The organism is Thermobacillus composti KWC4, assembly GCF_000227705.2.
GTDB lineage: Bacteria > Bacillota > Bacilli > Paenibacillales > Paenibacillaceae > Thermobacillus > Thermobacillus xylanilyticus.
Window position 1 is genome coordinate 2,953,403 of record NC_019897.1, and the last position, 26,577, is coordinate 2,979,979.

A 26,577-nucleotide genomic window follows, 5' to 3' on the forward strand; every position below is an offset into this window, starting at 1 on the left:
CGATCCGTTCCTTTACGCTGAAGATATCCTTCACGCCGATCCGGAGGGATTCGGATGATCCACATCTTCACCGCGCATTGCGATATGGCCCACGAAGGCCCTCATTTCGTCACCGACGTGCCCGCCGGCACGCACTGGCTCCTCGTCTTCACGAAGACCCCTGCCCTGTTCTGGGTGGCAGGGGAGCTCAGGGAATACCCGGCCTACAGCGCCGTTCTCTACCGCCCGGGCCAGAAAGTTTACTACCGCGCGTCCGGGGACCGGTTCGTGAACAACTGGATCCGCTTCATGACGGACGAGCCTTTTGTGACGGAAACCCCGGTGCCGTGCGGCGTTCCCTTTTCCCTGGATGATCCCGACTACTGCCACAAGCTGTTCGAGCTGCTCGTCATCGAGCACAACTTCAACAAGAACTGCAAGGACTCCTCCATCCGGTGCCTGCTCCGGACGCTGTTCAACAAACTGCTGGAGTCCTGCTTCCGCAACGACATCACGCCGCAGCACTACAACCTGCTCAAGCTGCGCGTCGCGATCCAGAACAACCCGGGCGATCACTGGACAATCCCCCGCATGGCGGACTATCTCAAGATCAGCCCGGGCTATCTGCAGTCCATCTACAAGAAAACATTCGGCGTCTCCTGCATGGACGACGTCATCCAGAACCGGATCCGGCTGGCGAAGGAGTACCTGTACTACGGCTCCCTGAGCGTCGCCGAAGTCGCGTTCCGGTGCGGCTACCGCAACGTGGAGCACTTCAGCCGGCAGTTCAAGCGGCTGACCGGGCTCACGCCGCGGGAATACCAGAAGCGGGGCGAAAGTCAGCCCGCGCTTCCCGAGAGTCCGTCATAAATGCGATTGCGCCTTGCCCTCTCCTCCGGGCTGAGCTTCTGGGCGTCCGCGATTTCGAAGACGCCGAACGTGTCATACAGCCTGAGGAGCGGCTCGGCCTGAACGAACGTGCACCAGGGCAGCCAGTGGTAGTGGCTCTGCAGCGTCTGGCTCGTGAAATTGCCGCTTTCGTGGCCGATGCCGGGCATCGCGTAGCCGATGCTTCCGTCGACGTCCGTGGACTGCCGGGTGTTCTTGTGGAGAAACTCGGCGAAATCCAGATAGTGCCCGTCGCCGGTGATCAGATACAGCCGGTAATAGGTGTAGGAGCACGCGGCCATGTAAACGTCGGCCCCGCCGCCGATCGTGATGATGCTCTGCCCGCTGATGCGGTACTTGTTGAACGGATGCTTCGGCCACGGCGTGCGGACCGGGTACGACCACGCGTACGTCCACGTCTCCGTATAGTCGGCGGCGCCGACCGCGGCTTCGAGCCATTTTGCCCCGCCGGTCAGGTCGTACAGCGCCAGAAATCCGAACAGCGCGTAGATCCCGGCCTCCTTGTCCTGGATGTCCAGGTTGTCGCATGTGCCGCCCCGGTATTCCAGGTTCCGGTAATTGTTGTTGTACGCCCATTCACCGGCCCGGAGCGCCGCCGTCTTGTACTTCTCCTCGCCGGTCGCGAGATGGAACTGGACCAGGAAGCGGATGACGCTGGGCGTGTTCGATTTCGAGTCCATCCGGACGGAGCCGTCGGTGTTGTACGCGCGGTAGAAGCTGCCGTCTTCGTTCTGCATCTTCACCAGCCAATCGGCCGTCTTCCGGCAAAAATCCAGCCAATCCGCCCGCTCCTCGCCCCGTCCCCGCATGTAGAGGTACGCGTCCAGGATCGCTTCGATCCCGTCGGCCAGCATCCGCACATAATGCGGGTACGGCTCGAATCCCTGAATGTTCGGATTGTAGCACATGTGCGGCAGGCCGGACTCGGTCATCGCCGTCCGGACCCAGAAATCGAGGATGCCGATCCCCTTCTCCCGGGCTTCGGCATCGCCTGTCATGTCGCCGTAGCGCAGCAGCAGATAGCCGATTCCCGGCTGCTGCCCGACGAACCCGAACTGGAACGAGACCGTCGAGATGTCCATATGGGGCAGCTGCGCGGCGAACGGCAGGCCGTATGCGTCGCCGTATTTCCGGGTGTACCGCTCCAGATGCTTCATGCAGTTGTGAAAATGGCGCTCGTTGTCCACCCCGAACAGCCGGTCGCGCATCCGTTCGTACACGATCCGCCAGTTGTCCCGCATCATGCGCTGGAAGCTGTCGTAGCGGCCGAATTGGACGGCCACGGCGTAATGCTGCTCGAACCCGTCAACGACCGGATGGTTGATGCGCCGGAATGATTTCGTTTTCCCGCGGTAATCCAGCCCGAGGAACCGATTCTGGGAGGGCAGCTGACCGTCGCAGCCGGGGTACACGTAATCGATTGACAAACCGTCGACCTTTGTCTCGAACGGCTTGCGCACGGGAAATCCGTAGTACATGTAGTTCAGGGTGAGGCTTTCCGGCCGGCTCATCCCGATGGCGCCGGTCGTACACTTCGGGTCGGTATGGTTTTCCGCCCGGAGGATGTCTGTGGACGGCATCGTCACGTCCGCGGCCCAGCGGGACAGCGACGCCGTCTCCCCCGACCGGGTGTGCTGCATGGCGAACAGCGGCAGCGCATAGCACGTCTCCATCCGCCAGAAATACTCGCAGTCCAGATCCTTGCCGATGACGGTGTCGGGCGCGAACTCGTTCTGCTTGTACCAGACGCCCGGCGCGAAGCACCAGTAGTCGCGGGGATCGCCCGACTCCGCCATCACGAACGAGATTTTGGTGGAAAAGCCGAGATCGTCCGCCGCCCGCAGCACTTTCACGCGACGGCTTACCTTGAACCCCGTCCCGGCGGCCTCATAAGTGTCCATGAACGCGAACATCGAGCCCGAAGGCACGGTGAGCACGCCGCCTGCGACGACCCGCCCGCCGTCTTCGGCGACATCGTCGTACGCCCCGTCGTAGAATTCGTTCACCGCGAAGACCGTCTTCACCGTCACGAACATCGGCCGCCTGTTGTCATACAGCATCTTGCCGTCCCGATGCACCTCGACGCCGCCATCCTTGAACAGCAGCGTGTAATCGCCGCTCACCAGCCGCACGGCCATCCCTCCCCGATCATGATGTCGTTTACTTGCGCTTGAAATACTGCTCGACCAGGAACCGGATCATCTCTCCCGGCTGCTCCCTGACGAATTCCGACTTGTCGCCGAACACCATCGCGTACGGCGCTTCCTCCGTGTACGGCTCCCACCGCGGGAGATCTTCACCCGTCGAATCGGGGCCGTTCGGATCGCCCGAGCGGATGAAGTGCGCCCAATAGTTGCACATCTGGCGCGCCAGATCGTAATGCTTGCCGACGAACGGCCGCCAGCACTTCGCCAGCGTCTCGAAGAAGAACCAGAGATCGACCGAATGGAACGTCCCGGGGTTGTCCCAGCCCGGAATTTCCGCGTCGAATTTGTAATAGTACAGCGGCGTGCCGGCGCCGGCTGCGGCATTGGCGCGGGAAGCGACGCGTATCGCGTATTCGATCGTATTGACCGATGCCGCCTTGAGCGCCTGCTCCAGATCGCCCGAATCAGCTCCGCACAACGCGAGGAACCGGTCCGCGTCTTCGCCGAACACGCCTTCGGCCATCTGCCGGAGCTCTTCGATCGAGCCGACTTGCGGCCGGCTGATGAACTCGTCGGTCGTGTTCCCCCACAGAATGGGAACGTTCCAGCGTTCATTCCGGAGGAACCGCTCGAACGGATGGCCGACGCAGAACTTGTTGTCGACGACGGCGCCCCAGAACCGCTTGTACTCGACCATCTTGTCGCGGATGTACACCGCATCGAGCTTGCGGGCTTCCGCCAGCGAGGAGACGCCGAGATACTCGAAGAACTTGATGCCTTCCTGCTCGGCTTCCGCGAGCGTCTCCCGCACGCCGGGACCGCGCTGGCCCGGATACACCGGCGAGAAGATGCCGCTCATGATGATCGCCTTGTTGAACAGGCCTTCGTTCTGCGGCGAGGTGAGCTGGGCGAGGACGCTGCCGCCGCCGGCGGACTGGCCGCCGATCGTGATATTGTCCGGATCGCCGCCGAACGCCGCAATGTTGCGCTTCACCCATTGCGTGGCGAACTGCTGGTCGAGATGGCCGAAGTTGGCGGGGGCGTCCGGCGATTCCGCCGTAATCTCCGGATGACACAGAAATCCGAACACGTTCAGCCGGTAGTTGATCGTGACGACGACGATGCCCCTGCGGGCGATGCGCTCGCCGTCGAACTCCATCTCGGACGCATGCCCGACCTGCAGCCCGCCGCCGAAATACCAGACGAACACCGGCAGCTTCTCGTCGGGACTTTTCGCCGGCGTCCAGATGTTCAGGTACAGGCAATCCTCGCTCATCGCGATGTCCGGATCGACGGCCCATTCACGGGTGTAGATGTTGTTGACATCGATTTCCTGCCGAACCTGCAGCGGGATCGGCGAGAACTCGTACGCTTTCAGCACGCCGTCCCAGTTCTTCGCGGGCTGCGGCGCCCGCCAGCGGTTCTCCCCGACGGGCGGAGCGGCGAACGGGATGCCCTTGAAACTGGTGATGCGGGGATCCGCTGCCGGAAGCCCCTGGACATAACCGTTTTCCGTTTTTGCGATTCTGAGACTGACCATGCGAACGTCCTCTCCTCTCCATGCCTTTTTGCGCTTTTTAAAGGGCGCACCGGATGCCGATGCGCCTCGTCTGACTCCAATGGCCGTCCGGCAGCTCACGCCTTGATCGCGCCGATCAGCATCCCTTTGACGAAGTGCCGCTGCAGGAGCGGGAACACGCACATGATCGGGAGCATCGAGGCGATGACGGCGGCCATTTTCATCCCTTCCGTGAACTGTTTGTCCGTCTGGATGTTCGACACATTGAGCTGCTGGCTGATCTGCGAGTCGATGACGATCGACCGGAGCGCCAGCTGCAGGACGGTAAGATTGCCCTTGCGGATGAAAATCATCGCGTTGAACCATTCGTTCCACCGGTCGACCGCGTAGAACAGCGTCATCGTCGCCATGATCGGCATGGACAGCGGCAGGATCACCTTGAGCAGAATCGTCCATTCACCCGCGCCGTCCAGCTTCGCCGATTCCGACAGGGCAATCGGCAGATTCGAGAAATAGTTCATCATGATGATCAGATAGAAGGCGTTGATGCCGTATGCGAACACGACCGACCAGAGCGAGTTGATCAGATGGAGCTGCTTCATCAGCAGGTACATCGGAATGATGCCGCCGTTGAACATCATCGTGACGACGACGAAGAAGATGAAAAACCGCTTGAACGGGTAATCCGGCCGGCTCAGCCCATACGCCATGCTGGTCGTCAGGAACAGGTTGATCGGCACGCCGATGAGCAGCAGGATCGTGGTCGTGCGATACCCCGTCCAGATCCGTCCGTCTTCGAACATGGCCTGATAGTTCTCCAGCGTGAATTCCTTCGGGAACAGCAGGATCGACGTCTTCAGATACTCCTGCTGGGTGACGAACGAGATCGCAAGAACGTTGATGAACGGAATGACAATCAGCAGCGCCAACACGCCAAGGATGATGACCAGGGCAATGTCCAGCGGCTCGATGCGGTTATGACTCGAACGTCTGCGCCGGACGGTTTGCCGGGCAGGTTCGGGCATCGTTCTGACCTCTGCCATATTCACGCCGCTCCTTTCGCACGCGCGCGGGCTGCCTTGCGGATCGGCGGGAAGAGCCCCTCCGAACCGAGCATCTTGCAGATGCGGTCGGCCAGCAGCAGCAGCGCGAAATTCACGATCGACCGGAACAGGCTGACGGCGGTCGAGAACGAGAAGTCCGCCGCGGACTGGAACGTGATCCGGTAGATGTAGATGTCCAGAATTTCGCCCGCCTTCGCGGTCGCCGCGTTGCTGATGTTGAAGATCTGGTCGAAACCGGCGGTCATGATATAGCCCGTCGCCAGAATCAGCATGACGACGATCGTGTTCATGATGCCGGGCAATGTGATGTACCACATCGTCTGCAGCCGCGTCGCGCCGTCAAGCTGCGCCGATTCGTACTGCTCCGTATCAATGCCCGAGATGGCGGCCAGATAAATGATCATCGTCCAGCCGGCGTTCTTCCAGTTGTCCGTAATGTAGAGCAGCGGGCGGAAAATGGTCGTGTTCCCCAGGAAGTTGACCGGATCACCGCCGAACATTCGGATGATGCCGTTCACCATCCCCTGCATGTCGAGAAAATTGATCAGGACGCTGGCCACGATAATCCAGGACAGGAAGTGGGGAAAAGTGAAAATGGTCTGGACCGTTCGCTTGAACCGGCGCATGCGCAATTCGTTCAGCAGCAGCGCCAGAATGATCGGCACCGGAAACGTGAACACGATCCGGCCCAGATTGATCCAGATCGTCCGCCAGACCGATTCCATGAAGGCCGGATCGCGAAAGACGTACTCGAATTTCTCGAAACCGACCCACGGACTGCCGAAAATGCCGAGATTGGCCTTGTACGTCTTGAACGCCAGCGTCAGTCCGTACATCGGAATGTAGGCGAAGATCACGAACCAGATGACGCCGGGCAGGAGAAGCATGTACGTCTCCTTCGACCTGATGATGCGGCGAATCAAAGCGTTGTTGTCCATAGGCAACTCCCCGAAAGGCAAGCGCCGGGCAAATCGGCCGCGATCTGCCCTGAACCGCCTGGATTACGAATTCAGCCTCACGCGTTTCAGCCGCCGAACTTCTCATTCAGCTCGTCGAGGACAGGCTGGATGAGGGGCATCTTCGAATCGACCCATTTTCTCCAGTTCTCCTCGATGTCGCCCGACTGCGTGATGAGGTTTGCGTATTCGGTGTAGTAGTCGATTTCCGCCCTTCTCTTGCTCGGCGAATCGTAGGTGTAGTAATCCCAGTCGATTGCCGTGAACGTCTCCGGCGTCGCGATCTCGGTCCGCTCGCGATACACCTTCTTCGACAGTTCCCGCAGCCGCTCGTCGGTGTTCGGGTTGTCGAAGGCGAAGTCGTCGAACAGGATAATGCTGCCGAGCAGATAGCCCCAGGACGGATACTTGCCGGTCGTGCCGGCCAGCGGCTTGCCTTCCTTCTCTTCGTCGTAGAGGGAGACGATGTTGCCGCTGTCGTCGTACGTCCAGTCGACGTCCTTCAGCCCCATGTTCGTGATGATGTAACCTTCTCGCGTCGCGTTGTAGTCGAGAATGTCCATGTAGCGCTCGAACACTTCATCCTTGATATCCGGGCTGAAGATGATCGTGCCCCAGTAGTTGATCAGGTCGACCTGATGGTAGTTGCCGTCTTCCCCGAGCACCGTCGCCAGAATGATGTTCTCGTACGGGTCGATGCCCAGGTTGTTTTTGAAGTCGTTGTAGTACGGCTGCAGGTTCGACGTCGGCGCCTGGAAGAACGTCGCGCCGGCGATGCCCTGCACGTTGAAGTACGCGCCGTGCTCCTCGTTCTTGACCGTGTAGAAGTCCTGCGCGAGAAGCCCGGACCGGTACGCCTCAGAGAAGAGCTTGAGGCCCCGCAGCGTGTCTTCCGACGCGCCGCCCCACTTGTACTGGCCGTCCTTGTCCTTGTAGAAGCTGTTCCAGTACGTGCTGTTCCGCGCGACGAACAGGTCGACGGCGTGGTTCGTGTTCTCGGCGATCGGGATCAGCTTGTCGCCGACGTTGCCGGGATCCTTATCCTTGACCAGTCGTGCGAACTCCATGATCTCCGATACCGTGTAGGCCGATTTGACCGGGAAGCCGACCGCCTCCGCCCAGTCTTTCCGGATGAACACGGACGGGTGGTTCGGCAGCGGATCGCCGGGCAGATTGTCCATGAACCGCGCGCGCGGAAGGAAGTACGTGCCGCCGAACACTTTCTCCATCTGCGGCCCGAGCGTCGTCCGCTCATAGACGGCCGCCAGGTTCGGCCAGCGCTGCTTCCAGTCATCGGGCAGCCGCTTGATCAGTCCCTGTTCGACAAAAGCCGCCGCGTCCGCGTGGATGTAGTTGTACACCGCGACGTCCGGCATGTCGCCCGAGTTGATCCAGATGCGCATCCGCTCGTTCCAGTTGTCCCAGTTGAGCGCCGCGACGTCCATCTCGTAGTTGAATTTCTCGGAATAATACTGCGCGAGCGGGTCGCCCTTCGTGTAGTCGTAGCCTTCGATCGCCTGGACCGACGCGTAGCTGAACTTGACCTTCTTCGACAAGTCGCTCTGCGGCTTCCATTCGCCGTCCGCGCCGCCTTCGGTTTCCGTTCCTGTGCCTGAATTCGAAGCGTTATTGCCGTTCTGCGTTGTGGATGGGGTAGTGGACGAGTCGGACGGCTTGTTGTCATCCGACTTCTTGCTGCAGGCCGCGGCGCTGAGCAGCACCAGCAACACGGCAAGTACGATGCTTACCGGTCTTGCCAATCTTGACATGCGAACACCCCTTTATTCCTGTTGGAATTTTATTTTTATAACGGCCGGCCGAAGGGGCGGACCGCTATAAACGGAGGTCGGTTGTCTTTCCGCTTGCCATGCACGCATCCGATGGTTCAGCATGATCAAACCTATTCTCATATTTGTTTTATATTGTCAAACATGGTTTGATAGTGAATTGATAGCGTTTACATATCTGTTGCTTGGTAGTCAGTATAAGATTCCGAGCTTGGGCAGCACAATGATGTATTCTCATTGATTTTTGATCTATCCTCATATCGAGATGTGCAATTCCATCCACCCAAGCAAAAAAATAACGCCGGAACGGCGCTGCGAGATTCGGGTCCGATTGAAAATCAGAAATGAAACCCGGTATGAAAGTGCGAATATGGCGACGCTTATGGGCAGCAGCAGCAGCGGGAAGCGGACGATGATTTCGGGGATGCCCCGGGCGATGGACGGCCCCGCAAACAACATGGCGGTAAACAGGAATATATTTACATAAAGAAACTTCTTGTCGAACAAATAGTACAGCGGATAATAAATCCCCGAGATCAACAAAATGACCGAAAGAGATAAGCCAAGCTCCATTAGGCTGGACAGCCGGATGCCCATTTGATTGTATAGCATATAAACGGCACCGATTGCATTACAGATGATCGCGGACAGAATGTACCAGACGATCACCATCGCATATTTCGACAGCAGCATTTCATGCCGGGTCACCGGCAAGCTGTGGATGATCCAGTCAAATTTGTAATCTAATTGTTTGTGATTGTTGCCCGCCAGAAGGAAATAAGTCATCAAGACAATGACGATCGTGTATGCCCCGGCTTGCCAGACGGGCTGCAGCATTGCGTAGAAAAAAATAAGCGGCAGAGGAAGCAATAGAAATAACTTGAAATCCTGTGTTTTCAAGTCTTTCCAGATCAATTTCCATATCGTTTTCATTCCGCCTTCTCCCGTTCCAAATAAAACATGATATCTTCCAATCGAAGCCGGGGGTACCGGATATATTCCAGGTCGCCGAATTCCGCGCTTAACGGTTCCATGACCAAACATTCGAACGTATCGCCCGTTTGCCGCAGGCCGATGGGGTTCAGGCCGTCGAGCCGGTCTATGGCATGGCGCGGCCCCCGAATGACCGTGCATCGGTCAAACAAATCATTCTTGGGCATCTGCAATCGGATTTTCCCTTTGCGCATATACACGATGTGATTCGCAATTCGATCCAGGTCCGCAGTAATATGCGTGGAGAACAGCACCGTCATATGAGGATGATCCTGGACATACTGCGCGATAAACTCCAGCAATTCAACACGGAATACGGGATCCAGGCCGGAGGTGGGCTCGTCCATCAGCAGCAGATCGGCGTGATGCGAGAGCGCGACAGCCAGGCTGAATTTCGTTTTCATCCCCTTGGACAGATGTTTGACCTTCTTGCCTCTGTCCAGCGCAAACTTCTCCAGCAAGGTTGAAAACAGCCTCTCATCCCATTTCGAATAAAAGGGACGAATCACATTTTTGTTTCGCTCAATCGTCAAGTTCTCAATAAAATAGCTTTCGTCGTACACGAATCCGATCTTATCCTTGAACCATTTGGCATCCCGGATATTGTCCAATCCGTTTAGCCTGATGCTCCCGGTTTCGTGCCGGTACAGGTTCATGATCGTCCGGATCAAGGTTGTCTTTCCCGAACCGTTGGCTCCGATCAGTCCTGTAATCGTCCCCCTTTGTAGATTGAACGTGATATTGCGCAGAGAAAAGTTCTTCAGCGTAACCGTGACGTTATTGAGCTCCAGTATATTCACCGGCGATGTCTCACCCCTTTAGTTAATTGTAAGCTTCTCGGAAATTCATTTCCGTTGTGGACTCTAGCTTTCTGGCCAGGGTCCTTTATTGTTTCACCCCCAAAATAGGGATGCGAACAAACTTTCCTCTTGACATTTTCGAAACTCCCCAACAATCGCCGAGAAGGCATTTTTTTACTGCCTATCTCTAGAAAATTGGGTGATTGTGTGAAAATCGTTTCTCGTTCTCACCAGGACTACTTGACCTTCGTAAGCGATCAACTGCGCAAGGAGTTCGACACCCCGGAAGCCATGTTGTTCTTGCAACACTTCTATCGCGACTTGATCTTCTGGATCACGCCGATCGATCTGTCCGCCACCGCTTCCTTGATGCGTTCGGCTTACTCCTCCAATCCCAGAGGCCGCAAGCCCCACGATCCCGCCGACATGCTCCGCTGCATGTTGCTCTTCACCAAGCTCGGGCTCAGTGTCGATGACGGAGTCGTCGCGCTGCGAACGACGCCGGTCTATGCCATTGTCTGCGGCTTTAAACCCGGTGAGACGCCGGGTGTCGGAACGTTCTACGACTTTTTCCCCCGGCTTTGGCGGGCATCCACTCCGCATAAGACCGGGCGCGTCAAACGCCGCTTGAAGAAGCCGCGGAAGAAGGGCAAAAAGAACGAAAAGCAAGAGCCCAAAAACCCCAAGATTACGGAGAAACTCGTCTCCCGCATCCTGCGCGAGGGCAAGATCCACTACGCCCCCAAGGAGCACGACCTGCTGCAACAGTTGTTCCAATCCCTGTTTGTCCTGCCTTCTGCGGCAAAAGGATTGCTTGGCGATACGAGCGCTTTCCGCGTCATCGGCGACGGATCTCCGGTTGAAACCGGCGCGCGTTCGTACGGCAAGTTCCTTTGCGATTGCCGCAAGTCGGGCAACTGGAAATGCTCCTGCAAACGGCAATTTTCCGATCCGGATGCCGATTGGGGCTGGGACAGCTATCGCGAGAAATATTACTACGGGCGTACGCTCTACATGTTCACCGCAGCCGACAGTCCTTACAATTTGCCCGTGTACCCGCGATTGTTTCGCGCCAGCCAACATGACTCGGTGTCATGGATCTGCGGCTACCGCGAGCTGCGTCACTGGTACTCGGACTGGAAGGTGGGAGAGGCGCTCCTGGATTCGGCCCACGACGCCCTCCCGATCTATACCATGCTGGAACACGATGATGTTTCCGCCATCATCGACCTGAATCTCAGGCGTTCCGGGCATACGGTATACAATGAAATGAAAATTGGCTCCGATGGCGTTCCTGTCTGCCCCATTGGACGCAAGATGGTCTGCTGGGGCAAGTGTTCCGGGCGACAGCGCATCAAATGGCGCTGTCCCGCCAAAGTCGGCAAATGGGAATGCCCGACTCCCTGCTCGCCTTCCGATTATGGAAGAACGTTCTACACATCCACCGCGGATAACCCGCGCCTGTTCCCGCGCATCCGCCGTGACAGCAAGGAATGGAGAAAGCGTTACGCGCTGCGAACCGGAGTGGAGCGTTGCATCAAGCGCCAGAAAGTCGATTACAACCTGGAAGCTTCGCGCGGGCGCAGTTCCCGCCACTGGAACATTCGCGTGTACTTGATCGCCATGTGCCAGCATGCCGACGCGTGGCTGGAAGAAGCGAAGAAGCAGAAGCAGCTCGTCTCTGTCGAGCAATGGCTGGAAGGCTTGGCGGCAGCTTAACGCCAAAGGACTTCATAGCATTTTTTAAAAAATGCCCTTTTGAGGGTTCTTTGGCATGCACATTCTTGAAAACAGCTTTCATAGGCGCCGCTTCATCGACATTTCTGCCTCATTCACCCCTCATTCGGACTCAGAACGACTGCTTAATTCCGAGCTCCTATAATTGTTGTCATTTTGGCACGCTGTACAATTTCGTGAGCTTGCTTGGCAAAATAATCCTCCGCTTTTGATTCAACCTAAATTTCGAAAGCCCGTAATATCAAACACTGAATATAGTGGATCTGCCTCGCGGACTGTAAAAAAGTAGAGGTTTCCCAGTCCATTCGATTCAGATCAACGTTATGCAGATGCACTTTCCCCCTCCCCGCTGAAGAGGCTGCGATTTCTTCCATGTTAAATTTAGGGTTTTCTCATTCCAAAAGTGCGATCCTGGCTTCTATTCGTTGCCATGCATACCGGTTTGCAAAGTCTTTCGCCAGCTTGAGAATGATGTTGCGGCTATGCCGAATAATCGTTGCTGCGCAATGGAAGAACTCTAATCGGAACCGTGCGATTGTGTAACCTTGATGTACCGGTTCGCAGCAGCTTCGCTTGAATCGCTCGAACAAATTGTAGGCGAGTAATTTGATCAACAAGTCGAGTTCATTCGCCTCAAATTCGCTCGTCGCAATTCTATCAATGGAGAAGCCGTTCTTCGCTTCCTTGATATAGTTCTCCATTGAGCAGCGCTGGTTGTAGAAGCGCCACAGATCAAGCGGCTCCCATTCGAGGTTGGTGACGATCGCTTCGTATTGCCAGTCCGAATCGAACACCATGCGGGTCTGGCCATCATCAACGATGTGTGCCTTGCGAATAATGGCTACGCGGCGCGGCTTCTCCCAAGATGTCGCTTTGTAGATGATCGTAATCCCTTCGATGATCCAGTCTTCATCGACGAATCGTTTCCAGTACCGGCAGGCTGCGACTTGTTCTGCAAGGCGCTTTGTCCATTTCAACTTTCCGACGTAACCGATTCCTTTGCCTTCCCACAGGCCGTAGAAATCTTCACCGCCGAAGCCCTTATCGAACCTCGCGTACTTCACCGGATGCTCCCTCAGCAGTTCGAAGGTTTGGTGAAGAAAAGCTGACGCATCCGTGGAGGAGTGCGTATTGCCCGAACGTAGAACGGCATTCAAACATAGACGAGACTGTCCTTCGAAGGCCAGCAAAGGATGATAACTCTTACGGCCGGGCTTATGCGGGTTCGTGCCTTTAGCCGCTCCGCCCTGATCGCCATATACGGTTTCAACGGTGGAGTCAAGGTCCAGAATGAGAGCCTCTGGTAAACAAGGTCCAATGATTTCCTGATTGAGCGACCGCAATTCGGGCAACAGTTTCGGGTGCGATTTGCTAAGACGCGACAACTCTTTGTATAACAGCGAATGGTGCGGACAGAGTCCACCGAGAAACCGCTTTAGAAGCGAGTCTTGCTGTAGCTTGCGGAAATGGAAGAGGCGTTCGCAGCCGAGCATCCAGCCGACGACGAGATAAAGCAGAATACGGTAGACGGGGAACAGCGAGTTGTTTGCTTTCATGCATGACAGCCTTTGTAAAGCAGCGGCAAACTTGATTTTTTCGAGGTATTCCAGGAAGATTTTGATGCCGCCGAAACTGGTCGCGTTCTGTAGGGAAAATTCGGTCTTGATTTTGCTGATGGGTGTGGTAGACTTCACCTAAAAGGTGCTCCTCTCTTTGGGTGTAGTGTTCTCGATAAACACCATTCTACCAAAGATTTGGAGCCCTTTTCACGTTTTCAAAGAGTCGTACTTTCGAAATTCAGGTTCAATTATATTTCCATCCACAATAATTGCATACCCTCTTGATATTGAAGTTATGCCTTTATCTGAATTGACCAGACCAAGTTTCTTGGGAAATGAAAAATCGTCAAGCATATTTACTTCAAATTTCAAATCCATAAATTCATTTACAAACTTTTTATCTTTTTGATCCCCGTGAGTAAAAACATAAATATTTACATCTTCATTTACAAGTGTATCCCAAACTTCATTAAGCTCCATTAATTGAGCCCTGCAAATGCCACATGTTACAGCAGATACAAAAAACAATACATTTTTGCCTTTAAACTGATTTGCAGTTACAGTCGAACTCGTACTGCAAGCATTAGCAAAAAGAGCGTTTTGCAATAATCCAAGGCCTTGATCTGTAAGGATTTTCGGACATAAAAAAGGGACTTCACCCCAACTTGGAGAAGTTTTCAAGTGACCAAACAAGAAAACTTAAGGAGTGAAGTCACGATGTATATTCTCCAAGAAAGCTTGTTTTCCTTCGAGGAATTGCTAAAAATGCCGTCAAAAGAGCGATTGCCAATCTTCTTTAGCTCACGGGATCTCAGACCCTATGCCAAGGAATTAAGAAGCCGTTCACCCCGAGGCGCCGACGGACATTGCAGACAGGGCATTTTACGTGCGCTTCTGGCCGCCCCTCTTGAAGGAATCGCTACCTTAACGGCTTTGCATCATCGGTTGAGCACGGACCTTCGGTTCCGCTATCAGTGCGGACTTTCGCTTGATCGGGAAGCTCCATCCATCTCCACACTCAGCCGTGTGTTTGCCGACGTCACGAAAAAGGAACTGGCCAAGCGGCTGTTTGAGGATCGGGTTGCCCACCTCAGGCTAGAAGGTGTTCTGGACGGCAGCCACGTGGCAATTGACAGCACCGCCATCCGTGCTTACGAGAGAAAGCAACCCAAGCGAAAAAGCGAACAGACCGGCAATGCCAATTGGGGAGTGAAACTCGATTCGTTCGGCAACAAGATCACCTGGTTTGGGTACAAACTCCATCTGGCGGTCGATACGAAAAGCGAATTGCCGCTTGTGCTGGAAGTCACGCCTGCGCATGTCAATGACGGAGAAAAGGCGCCGGGCCTGATGGAACAAGCTGCATCCAGAACCGCTCCGAGGTTTTTCATGCTGGACGCAGGCTATGATCAGTTGAAGGTTTACGAGGCCGCGCGAAACGTCAAGGCTCAAGCCATCATTCCGCTCAACCTCAGGCGCGAGAAGGAACCGCCTGCCGGCATGCGGTCCAACGGGACGCCATGCTGTTCCATGGGCTATGCCATGACGTACTGGGGAGCGGACGGCGACATCCTGAAGTTTCGCTGTCCGCACGCAACCGGCAAAGTCGACGGTCCGCTTGGCATGGCCGCTTGCTCGTCCTCGAATTATGGCATGGTCGTGAAAGTGGACGTCAGGGAAGACCTCCGGCGGTATTGCCATCCACATCGGGATACCAAACGCTGGAAAGCACTTTACAATGAGCGAACGAGCGTTGAGCGCTGCAATGCGCGACTGAAATGCTCTTTGACAGCAGATGCCTTGCATGTGCGCGGGATCGAGAAAGTAACAACTCACCTGTATCTGAACGCCATCGTTCTGCTTGCATCTGCAGTAGCCGCATCTCGCTTGGCAAAAGCGGTCGCTTAAAAACGAGCGTTTCCCGAAAATTCTGCAGGTCTGCCCATTTTCATGACCAATAAACTCCAATTACACATTTTTAAACGTTAAAGCCAGGAATTAACTGCTGCTAGTTGAGGACTCCCTATGAAGCTGGCTTCAAAACGAAATTATGCAAAAGGCTCATACTGATGAAAATTGCTGCGCGGGAATTCAAAAGAATTTCCGCGCATATTTGTCTGAGGAGGTTGATGTCATGCGTATCTTTGTGGCGGGCGCGAGCGGCGTGATCGGACGGCGGCTGCTGCCGAAATTCACGCGGCCGGACACGACGTGACCGGCCTGACGCACCGCGCGGAGAACATGCCGCACATCGAAGCCGCCGGAGCGCGCGCGGTCGTGGCGGATATTTTCGATCGCGATAGCGTGATGCGCGCGCTGGAAGCGGCCCGGCCGGATGTCGTCATCCATCAGCTCACGGCGCTGAAGGAATGGAACCTCGAAGACAACGCGAACATTCGCAAGACGGGAACGCGGCATCTGGTCGACGCCGCCCTCGCCGCCGGAGCGAAGCGCATGACCGCGCAGAGCATCGCCTGGGCGTACGAGCCGGGCGAATCGCCCGCTTCGGAGACGGACGGGCTGATCGCGGACCGGGTGCGCCGGCGCGAGATGCCGGCCACGGACGGCGTCACCTCGTTCCTCCATGTGGAGGACGCGGCGCAGGCGGCGGTGCTGGCCCTCGATTGGCCCGACGGCATCGTGAACATCGTCGACGATGAACCGGCCGTCGGCACGGAATGGCTGCCGCATTACGCCGCCCTGCTCGGCGCTCCCGCGCCGGAGCTGAAGCCCGGCCGCGGCGGATGGGAGCGCGGCGCATCGAACGCGAAGGCGCGCCGGGAGTACGGTTGGACGCCCATATACGGAAGCTGGAGGACCGGATTCGAACAAAGCCTTGCGAGGTGATGCCATGGAAGCAAGCGAAGCATCGAAGGGAGGCGGGCGTTCGGCAGGGAGCGGGCAGGCATCGAACGACAAGCATTCGGCGGGCGGCGGGTTCTTGACGCACGGCGGACATACGGCTGACGGAGGGCATGCGGCGGCCGCCGGACCGGAGAAGGCCGAAGCGCCGGCGGCGGGCAGGACGTACCGGATGTCGACGAGCATCCTCGTCTGGTGCGCCCTCGCCGTGGTGTCGAGCCTGTACATCACCATCCCCCTTACGCCGCTTTTCGCCCGGCAATTCGATGCGCCCCTGCAAGCGGCAGCGTGGACGGGAAGCGCGTTCTCACTGGCCTACGCCGTCGGCCTGCTGCTCTGGGGCACGCTGTCCGATCGTGCGGGACGCAAGCCGGTCATCGTATTCGGCCTGCTCGCCCTCGCCGTCATTTCCCCGCTGATCGGACTGGCCGGCACCCTGCCCGCGCTGATCGCGCTCCGGGCGGTTCAAGGGCTCGCGGCGGCGAGCTTCGCGCCTTCCGCGCTGGCGTATGCGGCGGAGATGTATCCCCCCGGCAGAAGCGTCACCGTCGTCGGGCTGATCACCACCGGTTTCATGTCGGCCGGGGTGGCGGGGCAGATCTACGGCAGCTCCGTGGGCGAATCCTGGGGATGGACATACGTCTTTTATTGGCTCGGCGGAATTTATCTGTTGTCGGCGGTTTGGCTCGGAGGGTGGCTTCCCGGGGGGACGAGACCGCGCAGGAACGAACGGTTGCCGGATCTTCTCCGCCAATTCGGCTCCCTGCTGAAACAAAAAAAGCTCCAGGCGTGCTACCTGATCGCGGCGACCTTCCTGCTGGCCTTCGTGGGGATGTATACGGGGCTTGAAGCGGTGCTGACCCGGCAGCCCTTCGCGCTCGGGTCCGATCAGATGCTGCTCGTCCGGGCAGCGGGCTTGCCGGGGGTGCTCCTGTCTCCGCTCGCGGGCCGGCTGGCTGCCAGATTCGGCCTGCGCAAAGTGCTGCAGGCGGGACTCGCGATGGCGGTCATCGGGCTGGCGTCCATCGCCGGCGGCTTGATGCTGCCCGCCTTCACCCTGCCGATCGTCATCCCGATGAGCCTCATGCTGGCGGCGGGCATCGCGATCGCCATCCCTGCGCTCATCGCCATCATCGGCATGCTCGGCGGGGAAGCCCGGGCCATCGCCGTAACGCTTTATACGTTCATCCTGTTCATCGGCGCGACGCTCGGCCCGCTCGCGGTCCTGTGGACGCTCCAGACGACCGGCCGGGATTACGCGGCGTTCGTCCTGCTCACGGCCCTGATGCTCGCCGGCTGGGCGGTTTCCCGGCGCCTTCCGGCTCCGGACCGCTGACGGCGGACGTGACGGCCGGTCTCTTTTTCCGCAGATTGCTTCAGGATGCGACCAGCGTCTGCGCCAGTTCGAAGCAGTGGCCGTCCGGATCCTTGAACGCCGCCAGCTTCACGAAATCGGGAATCGTCTGGATCTCGCCCGTAAAGGTTACGCCACGGGCCGAAAGCGTCCTGACCGCCTGTTCCACATTCTCGACCTCGAATACGGTCGACGTCGTGATCGGCACGACCTCTTCGGCCTCCATGAAGCCGATGGTGCAATCCTTCGTGTTCGTCGTGATGATGGCCATCCTGTTTCTAGCAAAATGCGCGGACACCGGTTTCTTGCAAATTGCGATTTTGAGTCAGAATACCAAAGCGCCGTGGTCCTCGTACCGGATGCCCGTATCGCGCTGCAGCCGGTCCAGCGTCTCCAGATAGCTCGTGTATTCGGGGCTCAGCACGCGCATCTGCCCGATGAAAACCGTGAAAAACCCCGCGCGATCCAGACTTTCCTTGAGCTGCCGGGCGTTCTCCGCCTGCATCCGGCCGTCGGGCCACGAACGGAAAAATTCCGCTTGCTGCTTAAGCTCCTCCTTCAGCTTTTCGTACTCCGCCTCCGTCGGGGCAATGTAGCGCTGCTGCATCTCCCGGTAGGCGGCCGCGATCTCTTCGAATTCGCTGTCGTCGAGTTGATTGATCTGCCCGGCCATCGGCTCCGGGATTTCGAACGACTCCATGCTGTCAACATAGTCGACCAGCCGATCCCAGGCCGCCTCCTTGTCGGCTCCCTCAAGCGGCCCGTCCAGGAACGCGCCGAAATGCAGCGCCATGAACTTGCCCATCGCGCCGGGGAACAGCTCCAGCAGCTTGCGCCGCATGTAGTCGCCCCGGCGTTTCCGCTCCTCTTCCGCCGCGGCGACGAACCGGCCCGCCTCGTCCAGACGCGACTTGCCCCCGTCATCCGGGGACTGCTCGGCCGCCTCGATCAGAACGAGCAGCGCGCTGCGGCGCTGATTGAGCTCGGCCGCCTCCGTTTCGGTCTCCGCCAGCCGCTTGCGCAGAAGCCCGGCCGCCCGGTCCGGATGCCGGATCAGGTCCCGGATGTCCGGGATCGGCATGCCGAGGCTCCGGAGCAGCCGGATGTACCGCAGCCGTTCGACATCTTCCCGGCTGTACGTCCGGTACTGGTTGTCCGGATCGACGGCCGGCGCGATCAGTCCGGCTTCTTCGTAATAGTAGATGGCTTTGCGCGTCAGGCCCGTGAGCCGCATCACGTCCTTGATTCGCATCGTTCCATCGCCTCCCTGACCCCACGATACACGTTTCCCCGAGGGAAAAGTCAAGGGGCGGATGCGAATCCGGCCCCTGAATCGGTGAACCTGCTCTATTGCGCGTTTATCCATTCCACGAGGGCCTGGATTTCCTCGTCGGACAGACTGCCGCCGAACGCGGGCATCTGTCCGCGACCCTCCTTGATGACCGTGAACAGTTCATCCGCGCTCAAACGTTGGTCGACGTTCTTCAGTTCGGGTCCGAAGCCTCCTCCGAGGTCGGCGCCGTGACAGGACGCGCAATTGGCTTTGTAGACCGCTTCCGCCTGCGCCGCCGTGCTGTCCGCAGGCGCCGTATTGTCCGGCTTCCGCTTGTCCGCGCCGTCATTGTTGCCGCCGCCGCATGCCGACACGCCGAGTCCAAACGCGACGAGCAAGACGGCAGCGAACCAGACCTTTCGTTTCACCATTCGTTCAACCCCCCGAAAATGATCGGCAGCCGGCGGAAGGCCTGACTGCCCGTTTCTTATTATGGTACATCTTGCCGGTCGTTTATGACGGCTCCGACGGCTCAGGGGGCTGGTCCCGAAGGCGATGATGCCGATGCGCGAACGGATGCCTTACGGGCTGAACCGCCAACTGTCGAACTTGAACAGCATCCGATCATCCAGCTTTCCTCTGAAGACGAAATAGACATCGTGCACGCCTTCTGCGCCCGCAATGTCCGTCGTCACTTCGACCCATTGATCCCGGCCGCTTCCCGCGGGCACTTCGAGCGTCCCGATCAGCTTGCCGTCCGGACGGTCCAGCCGCACTTCGATCGTGCCGCCGCCGCTTCCGCTCGATACCGTTGCCGCGAAAGCGGAAGCCCCGCTGCCGAAATCCACATTGGCGACCGCCGTCCAGTCTCCGTTGTGGATGTCGGTGACCGCCATGTTCGGGGAGGACGATCCGGAACCGGAAGCATCCTCCAAATCCGCGGGCTCCACCGCGATGCCCGCGCTCCATGCCATCGTCTCCGCTTCCACGCGGACGAACGGGTCAAGATGCCGGACCGGCTCCACCCCTTTCAGATCGGCGATGATCTCCCGTATGGCCCCGTCATCGTCCAGGAACACCCGGTTCAGATGGGTCGAGCGATAGCCCATCGCAACCCCCATCGCCTTGGCCAATGTCTGGGCATGATAGGCGATATACCAGTCCCCGTGAAACTGGAACAGGACATGGTGGTTGTTGCCGCCGACTCCGAAGAAATGCCCGGGATTTTTCAGAATCGTCCCCTTGTATTCCCAGGGGCCCATCGGATGATCGCTGACCATGTAGGCGATCTCCCCTGGCGGCGGGCTGCCGGGAGGGCGGACGCCGCCGGCGAAGTTCAAGCAATACGTGTAGTAATACTTCCCTCCGATCTTGTTGATGCCGGAGTCTTCGAACATGTAGGGCGCGGGTATGGTGACCGCCTCCCCGACCACGCTGATCATGTCGTCGCCGAGCTGCATGACGCGCGCGGTGTTCGGCATCGCTTCCTTCCCTTCCGGGATGCCTCCGCCGAAGTAAATATAGGCTTTGCCGTCGTCATCGATCAGCACGGCGGGATCGAAGAGCCAGGTAACATCCCGGACGCCGGGCGTCGCCCTGGTAATGAGCGGCTTTCCGATCGGGTCCCGCCAAGGTCCGGTCGGACTGTCCGCGGTCAACACGCCGATTCCGCTGGCGTTGTTGGCAAAGTAGAGGAAGAATTTGTCTTCGCCGTCCACCACTTTATGCGCAATGGCAGGCGCCCACGACTGCGTCGCCCACTTCGCCGCGCCGTTCGGGCCGGCCGCGTGAATATAGCCGTGATCGGTCCAGTTCACCAGATCGTCGGATGAGATGACCGACAGCTTGTTGATGGAGCCGTAACTGTTCTCCTTCACGTTCCCGTCCGCATCGTATTCCAGCACATCGCCCGTCATATACAGGTAGACGCGATCCCGGTACACCAGTGCGTACGGGTCGGCGCCGAACTTGTGGGCGACGAGCGGGTTGCCGTTCGGCGGAACTTTGCCGACCGCTTCGGCCGGCGGCGTGAAGCTTGCCTTGGCCGCGGCGCCGCTGACATCGTACGTCTCCGTCCGCTGATCTGCGCGGACAACCTCCAGGCGGCTTACGTTGATTTCCTCATTCACTCGGGTCGTCAACTCCTTTCTCAACCTCAATTGAATGGTCAGCAATGTCTTGCCGGCATCCCGGTTCATGAACGAAACGGCCGAGCCGTCGGGGTTTTCGACCAGAACCTGCAGTCCGTCTTCCGTCGATTGCCAGGCGACCTCCCCGGCCGTCAAATTGCTTCGGTTCGGCACGACTTGCACGACCTCGAACAGTTCCGGAATCCGGACCGTCGCGCGAATCTGCAGAACATCCGCCCCTGCCGGAACCTCGTCCATCACCAGCCGCACGTCATAGACCGCGTCCTTGCCGCCGCTCAGCTCGATGGCATCCTCTTTCAGATAGGCCGCCGGCACGGCCGGTGTCGTCGTACCTTCCGCGTCGCTGCTGAACCGGAAATAATCAATGTCCACGTATCCTCCCGCAGTCCGGGTGGCGAAATTGAACAGGGCAAACCGATACCCCATGAAATGCGGAATCGTGTACCGCATCTTAAGTTCGCTTCCGAACTCGGTCCAATCGGCGCCGTTCAGGCTGTAGTAAAATTTCGCCCTGTCCGTCACGAAGTCGAAATCGATCTTCAGATAGACCTGTTCCTGCTCCAGTTCGGTCCGCGCTTTCTCGACGCCCTTCTCGACCATGACGATGTAGCGCCGGCCTTCTTCCCGGGTGACGCCGATGAATCCGTATTCCTGCTGGAAGGCGGCCAGTCCCGCATAGTCGCCGTCCAGCATGCCGCCGGTGTCCATCGCGATCCAGCCCGAGCTTCGGGGACCGTAACTTCTTTGCGTCAGCGTATTCCGCGCCTGCAGCAGATCATCGGCAACATGCCCTGTCCTCAGCCGCAGGAATCCTCTGCGCTCGGTCAGCGACCACATCGTATGGTCGGGCAGATGATTCCATTGCCAGTGCAGCCCGAGTTTCGACCCGTTCGGGCGGTCCTCCGCATCTGACTCCTGGTCAAATTCGTCGCTCCTGGTGAGCGGCTCTGCCGGACGGCCTCGGCCCGGCTTTTCGAATTCGAGCGGAACTCTCCCTTCCTCATCGCCGTAAACGGGCCAGCCGTCTTCCCAACGGACCGGGACCAATACGGGGACGCGCCCCACGGCATCCCGATCCTGGAACAGCATGGCGTACCATCTTCCGTCGGGCGTATTCACCAGCCCGCCCTGGGCAACGCCGCTTTGCTTGTACCCCATCGTATCGCTCAGCACGAGCTTCCCTTCATAGGGGCCGTCAAGCCGATCGGACCGGTAAACATACTGCCTGCGAATCTTCCCCTGTTCCCACCAGATGAAGGTCAGGTAATACTTGCCGTTGATCTTGTAGGCATGCGCGCCTTCCATCCCCGGTTTTCCCGAAGACAGAATGACCTTGTTCAGCCCCGAGGGCCGGATCGCCTTGTAGTCCGGGGTCAACTCCTTGATCGAAATATTTTCGGCACCGTAGATGATATACGCTTTATCGTCATCATCGAAGAACAGGGCCGGGTCGTGCATATAGCCCCCGAATTCCGTCCGCTCCCAGGTTCCGGCCGGATCGTCCGTGCTGAAGAGATACGTCTTGCCCGTATCCAGCGACGCCGTCAGCACGTAGAATTTGCCTTTGTGATATTTCAGACTGTTCGCCCAGGTGCCCTTCCCGTAGGCGTTCAAACCGCCCTTCAGCTTGTAGGCGTCATTGTCTTCGATGCTTTCATACGGATAGCCGACGATCTCCCAATTCACCAGATCGGTCGACCGCATGATCGGCGATCCGGGCAGCATGTGCATGCTGGTGGTGACCATGTAATAGGTGTCCCCGACGCGGATGACGTCCGGATCGGGGAAATCGGCGTAGATCACCGGATTGGAGGCCATCTCGACCGGGCCGTCAACATGCCGGGAGTCCGAATCAAGCGACAGAAGCAAAAAAAAGAGGGCCGCCAGCACGAGAACTGCAGTGGGCCACAAGAAGAACGATTTCTTTCGCATGCATCATCCTCCCCCGTGGTCGCTTACCAGTGTATCGCCGGCAAGCGGGAGGAACAACCGGATGATCGATTCATCATCACCCGTCGAAGGCTGGGTTTTACAGGCCTTCTCAACTGGCCGACAGCGTATCCCGGTATTCCTGCGGTGTCATGCCGGTCACCTTCTTGAAGAAACGGGTGAAGGAATGCGCCGCTTCGTAGCCGACCGACGCGGCCACGTCCCGTATTTTCAGATCGCCGTCCCGAAGCAGCTCCTTGGCTCTCCGAACCCGGCATTGATCGATATATTCGGACAAATTGATGCCGCGCTCCTGTTTGAAGAAACGGGACAAATACGACGGGTTGAAATAATGGATCTCCGCCAGCCGGACCAGGGAAATGTCCTCGTCCAGATGATCCTCGATATATCGGCAGATGCGGTCGATCACCTGGGCGGCCCGGTTCCGCTCATCAAGCTGTTTGTACCGGAAGATCGCGTGCGAAATTTGCTTCAAGTACTGAAATCCCTCTTTCATGGACGCATGATCGTCCAGGCGCAGCAGCTTCCGGTAATCCCCGATTTGGCCGTGCAGCCCGAACCGGTTGATGCAGCCGTACAGCACGACCGCCACCGAATAATACGCCTGGATCGCCCGCTGCACGCCGGCTTCCGACTGTAGCGCCTCGTTCGACAGCTCCTCCAGATCTTCGAAGAACGACTCCGCCCGCCCGGCTTCAAGATGGGCCGCCAGCATTTCCGCCTTGCGCACGGGAAGGACCGCTTCCCTGCCGGAGCATGCGGCGGCCGGATCGGCGCAATCCCGAAGGATCATGAAGGTGCCGTCGCCGAACATGAGCTGCTGCAGCTCCCGCAGCCTCTCGTATTGCCGGGTGATCGCTTTCCATTCGCAGCAGCTGCCGCTGATCGCAAAACCGATCTTGAGCCCGAGGGATGAGAGGCAGGATTCCTGGACAAGCTCCAACGTTCCTTCCAGATAGCGGATCAGATGGCCGTCGAATTTCTCCCCCGCATCCCGGGACGGCTGGAGAAACCACAGAATGTCGCCGTGCCGGTCCGTGATGTCGACGCTTCGCGTCTGTTCCGCCAGATACGAATCCCAGATCGATCGGGCCGAAGCGAGAATCGCGCTCCTCTCGGTGTACGTCTTCCCTTCGGGGAACGACAGCCGGCCGAGGACGAGCACGACCGGATGCTCCGGGTCCAGGTCGATGTTCAACTTGCGGAACTCCCGGACCAGCACCTCCGTGTCCGCGCAATGCTTCTCGCTGTCCTGGAGCAAGTACCGCATATAGTCCCCTTGCGCCATGATTTCGAATGCGAGCGCTTTTTCGCGGGACTGTTCCAGCATCCGGCTTTCGATCTGGCTGCGGTGAATCTCTTGGACAATTTCCCGCACCAATTCCTGCAGCTTCGCATACCCTTCCGTTTTCAGCAAATAGCGGACATTCTTCAATTGAAATGCCCGATAGGCATAATCGAATTCACTGTGTCCCGTCAGGAAAATCACATGGCATCTCGGCCAATAAAGCTGAATCTCCCGGGCCAGGTCCAGGCCGCTCAACCCGGGCATGGCGATATCGGCCATGACAATGTCGATTCTTGTTCTCGCCATCCATTCCAGCGCCTCTTGTCCGGAATAGGCTTTGCAGACATCGAGATGCTCCGGCATGAACCGGCTGAACACTTCGTACAGTCCGTCCGTAATGATCTCCTCATCATCCACGACCAGCAGTCTGTACATGTCTGTTCTCCTCCCCGAACCGGATTCGAATCACCACTTTCAGGCCGTTCAGTTCACTTCTGGACGGGAACAATCCGCTGCCTTCACCGTACGTCAGCACAATGCGCCGATGGATGTTCATCATGCCCGTCATTTCCTGGGAATCGTCCATGCTCGCGAGCCGGTTCTTCAGGTCTTCAATGCCGGCGTCGCTGATGCCGTTCCCGTTGTCCTCGACGATAATCTGCGCATGGCCGGAATCCATTTCGAAGGTGATGCGGAGGAAGCCTTCGTCCGGCTTCTTCTCGAGGCTGTGTTCGTACGCGTTCTCAATGATCGGTTGGACGATCAGCCGCGGAACCCGGATGTGCTCCATTTCCTTCGGCAGATCGTCGAACTGCACCTTGATGCGGCGCGAGAACCGCAGTTTCTGAATTTCGGTGTACATTCTCGCGTGCCGGATTTCTTCCGACAAGCACACGTTGTCGGCGCCGTCGCGGGTGATGAACCGGAAGTATTCGCCAAGCATGTTCGTGAACAGCTCGATCCGCTCGGTATCCCCGGTCCTGGCCAGTGAATTCAGAATGAAGAAACTGTTGTACAGAAAATGGGGGTTGATCTGCGATTGCAGCTGTTTCAGCTCCGCCTTCTGCATCATCAGCTTCTGTTTGAAGTCCTGGTCGATGAGCGTCTGCAGCTTGATGAGCATCTGGTTGAACCGATTGTACAAATAGCCGAATTCGTCATTGCGCAGGTGATGAATCCGGATGTCCAGATCGCCTCCCTCGACTTTCCGGAAACTTTGCACGAGCAGGAGCAGCGGCCGGTGGACGACCCGGTACGTGGAGACGGAATAGACGATGATGGCGATGGACGACGCGAGCGCGAACAGCCACGCCCACATGGTGAACTTGCTGAGCGGCCGCTTGACCGCTTCTTCGGGCAGGAGCGCCACGACGGACAACCTCAGCTCACCGGTATGCGCTTTGTCGACGTGATATTTCCGGCCTTCCATTTCGAGCTGCAGCGAGTTTCCGGTCGCGCCTTCCGCGGCCGCCAGATAATGCTGCATAATGTGGTCCGTCCGATCGTCGCTGGCCAGCATGAACCCCGCTTCCTCATCGAGCAGGAACGAGCCGCTCTCGGGATAGACGTTGATCTGCCGCAGCGATTCCCGCAGTTTGTCGGCATCAAGTTCAATCTCGATCAGCACGGCGGGCTTCTCTCCCGTCATGCCTCCGGCCCGGTAAACGCCCAGATGAAGGGCGCCGTTCCGTTTGATCAACCGGCTTTCGCCGGCGTTCAATGCGGATCGCATGTCATCGTATCGTTCACGGTCAAAGTCGTAGACGCCGTTTTCGGCCGAAATCGTTTTGCCGATGGAACGGATGTGCACATAAATGTCCTTGATGTACGCGCTGCTGCCCTTGATGGAAGTCAGCCGATGGAGCATGTAGTTGATGCTTTCCCTGCGCTCGTTATTGTCCATCTTGTCCCATATCATGGAAATCTTGTGGAGCTGTCCTTCCTGCAGCAGATCGTACTGCTGGATTTCCAGCCATTCGATCTCACGGTTCAAATCCTGCAGATAGGAAGCGAGCTGCGCCAGCGTGTTTCTCGAGATCTCCTCGCCGGCGTTCTTGTAGCTCCAGTTGTACAAATAAATGCCGAGCAGAATGATGGGCAAGACCACGGCGAGGTGCATGATCACCAGTCTGGCGAAAATGGTGTTGCACCGCAAATTTGCCGGTATTCTGATCAAGTCCAATCCCCCGATGCCGCCGTTCTTCCGCAGCCGGACATCCGCTGCGCCCCGGGCTCCGCGACTTGTCCGGG

Annotated in this window: 19 protein-coding genes and 1 pseudogene; 5 read left to right on the forward strand and 15 right to left on the reverse strand. The window is 57.9% G+C overall.

Annotated features, from left to right (window positions below; genetic code table 11):
• Positions 1–54: 54 nt before the first annotated feature.
• Complete coding sequence (locus THECO_RS13730) at positions 55–849, forward strand: helix-turn-helix domain-containing protein (protein ID WP_015255656.1); 795 nt, start codon at positions 55–57, stop codon at positions 847–849.
• Here THECO_RS13730 and THECO_RS13735 read toward each other — a convergent pair.
• The 7 genes from THECO_RS13735 to THECO_RS13765 form a co-directional block, all read right to left on the reverse strand.
• On the reverse strand, positions 819–3,020 hold the full coding sequence (locus tag THECO_RS13735; protein WP_015255657.1) for a glycoside hydrolase family protein: 2,202 nt from the start codon (positions 3,018–3,020) through the stop codon (positions 819–821). The two genes, THECO_RS13730 and THECO_RS13735, sit on opposite strands and share 31 nt — an antisense overlap.
• A gap of 28 nt (positions 3,021–3,048) precedes the next feature.
• Positions 3,049–4,575, reverse strand: coding sequence for a carboxylesterase/lipase family protein (locus THECO_RS13740; protein WP_015255658.1), 1,527 nt, complete (start codon positions 4,573–4,575; stop codon positions 3,049–3,051).
• Between the two features lie 95 nt (positions 4,576–4,670).
• Complete coding sequence (locus THECO_RS13745) at positions 4,671–5,597, reverse strand: carbohydrate ABC transporter permease (protein WP_015255659.1); 927 nt, start codon at positions 5,595–5,597, stop codon at positions 4,671–4,673.
• 2 nt (positions 5,598–5,599) lie between these two features.
• Positions 5,600–6,556, reverse strand: coding sequence for an ABC transporter permease (locus THECO_RS13750; RefSeq protein WP_015255660.1), 957 nt, complete (start codon positions 6,554–6,556; stop codon positions 5,600–5,602).
• Positions 6,557–6,642: 86 nt separating this feature from the next.
• On the reverse strand, positions 6,643–8,343 hold the full coding sequence (locus THECO_RS13755) for a type 2 periplasmic-binding domain-containing protein (RefSeq protein WP_015255661.1): 1,701 nt from the start codon (positions 8,341–8,343) through the stop codon (positions 6,643–6,645).
• Positions 8,344–8,616: 273 nt separating this feature from the next.
• Positions 8,617–9,294: an ABC-2 transporter permease gene (locus tag THECO_RS13760; RefSeq protein WP_015255662.1), complete on the reverse strand. Its 678-nt coding sequence runs from the start codon at positions 9,292–9,294 to the stop codon at positions 8,617–8,619.
• A complete protein-coding gene (locus tag THECO_RS13765; protein ID WP_015255663.1) occupies positions 9,291–10,154 on the reverse strand; it encodes an ABC transporter ATP-binding protein in 864 nt (287 codons plus the stop codon). Before THECO_RS13765 ends, THECO_RS13760 begins: the two co-directional genes overlap by 4 nt.
• Positions 10,155–10,361: 207 nt before the next feature.
• Here THECO_RS13765 and THECO_RS13770 point away from each other — a divergent pair, with 207 nt between their 5' ends.
• On the forward strand, positions 10,362–11,873 hold the full coding sequence (locus THECO_RS13770; protein WP_041853721.1) for a hypothetical protein: 1,512 nt from the start codon (positions 10,362–10,364) through the stop codon (positions 11,871–11,873).
• A 410-nt stretch (positions 11,874–12,283) separates the two neighbouring features.
• Here the strand turns inward: THECO_RS13770 and THECO_RS13775 are convergent, their stop codons facing one another.
• The gene (locus THECO_RS13775) at positions 12,284–13,585 is read right to left on the reverse strand and encodes an IS1380 family transposase (protein WP_015255664.1); all 1,302 of its coding nucleotides are present in this window, start codon (positions 13,583–13,585) and stop codon (positions 12,284–12,286) included.
• A 72-nt stretch (positions 13,586–13,657) separates the two neighbouring features.
• Entirely contained in the window at positions 13,658–14,143 is a 486-nt protein-coding gene (locus THECO_RS21205) for a peroxiredoxin family protein (protein ID WP_083883262.1), read from the reverse strand.
• Positions 14,144–14,167: 24 nt separating this feature from the next.
• On the opposite strand from THECO_RS21205, the gene THECO_RS13785 reads away from it, so the two are divergent.
• The 3 genes and pseudogenes from THECO_RS13785 (at position 14,168) to THECO_RS13795 (ending at position 17,648) form a co-directional block, all read left to right on the forward strand.
• Positions 14,168–15,358, forward strand: coding sequence for a transposase (locus THECO_RS13785; protein WP_015255665.1), 1,191 nt, complete (start codon positions 14,168–14,170; stop codon positions 15,356–15,358).
• A gap of 226 nt (positions 15,359–15,584) precedes the next feature.
• Positions 15,585–16,297, forward strand: a pseudogene (locus THECO_RS13790) (NAD-dependent epimerase/dehydratase family protein).
• A gap of 4 nt (positions 16,298–16,301) precedes the next feature.
• A complete protein-coding gene (locus tag THECO_RS13795) occupies positions 16,302–17,648 on the forward strand; it encodes an MFS transporter (protein WP_015255667.1) in 1,347 nt (448 codons plus the stop codon).
• A 40-nt stretch (positions 17,649–17,688) separates the two neighbouring features.
• Here THECO_RS13795 and THECO_RS13800 read toward each other — a convergent pair whose 3' ends face one another.
• The 6 genes from THECO_RS13800 to THECO_RS13825 form a co-directional block, all read right to left on the reverse strand.
• Positions 17,689–17,937 (reverse strand): VOC family protein, encoded by a 249-nt coding sequence (locus THECO_RS13800; protein ID WP_015255668.1) that lies wholly within the window; start codon positions 17,935–17,937, stop codon positions 17,689–17,691.
• A 54-nt stretch (positions 17,938–17,991) separates the two neighbouring features.
• Positions 17,992–18,918, reverse strand: coding sequence for a MerR family transcriptional regulator (locus tag THECO_RS13805; protein WP_015255669.1), 927 nt, complete (start codon positions 18,916–18,918; stop codon positions 17,992–17,994).
• 95 nt (positions 18,919–19,013) lie between these two features.
• Complete coding sequence (locus THECO_RS13810) at positions 19,014–19,370, reverse strand: c-type cytochrome (protein ID WP_015255670.1); 357 nt, start codon at positions 19,368–19,370, stop codon at positions 19,014–19,016.
• Positions 19,371–19,520: 150 nt separating this feature from the next.
• Positions 19,521–23,021, reverse strand: coding sequence for a family 43 glycosylhydrolase (locus tag THECO_RS22355; protein WP_015255671.1), 3,501 nt, complete (start codon positions 23,019–23,021; stop codon positions 19,521–19,523).
• Positions 23,022–23,130: 109 nt separating this feature from the next.
• Entirely contained in the window at positions 23,131–24,762 is a 1,632-nt protein-coding gene (locus THECO_RS13820) for a helix-turn-helix domain-containing protein (protein ID WP_015255672.1), read from the reverse strand.
• Positions 24,737–26,503: a sensor histidine kinase gene (locus tag THECO_RS13825; protein WP_041853924.1), complete on the reverse strand. Its 1,767-nt coding sequence runs from the start codon at positions 26,501–26,503 to the stop codon at positions 24,737–24,739. The genes THECO_RS13820 and THECO_RS13825 overlap by 26 nt, the downstream gene beginning before the upstream one ends.
• Positions 26,504–26,577 lie beyond the last annotated feature (74 nt).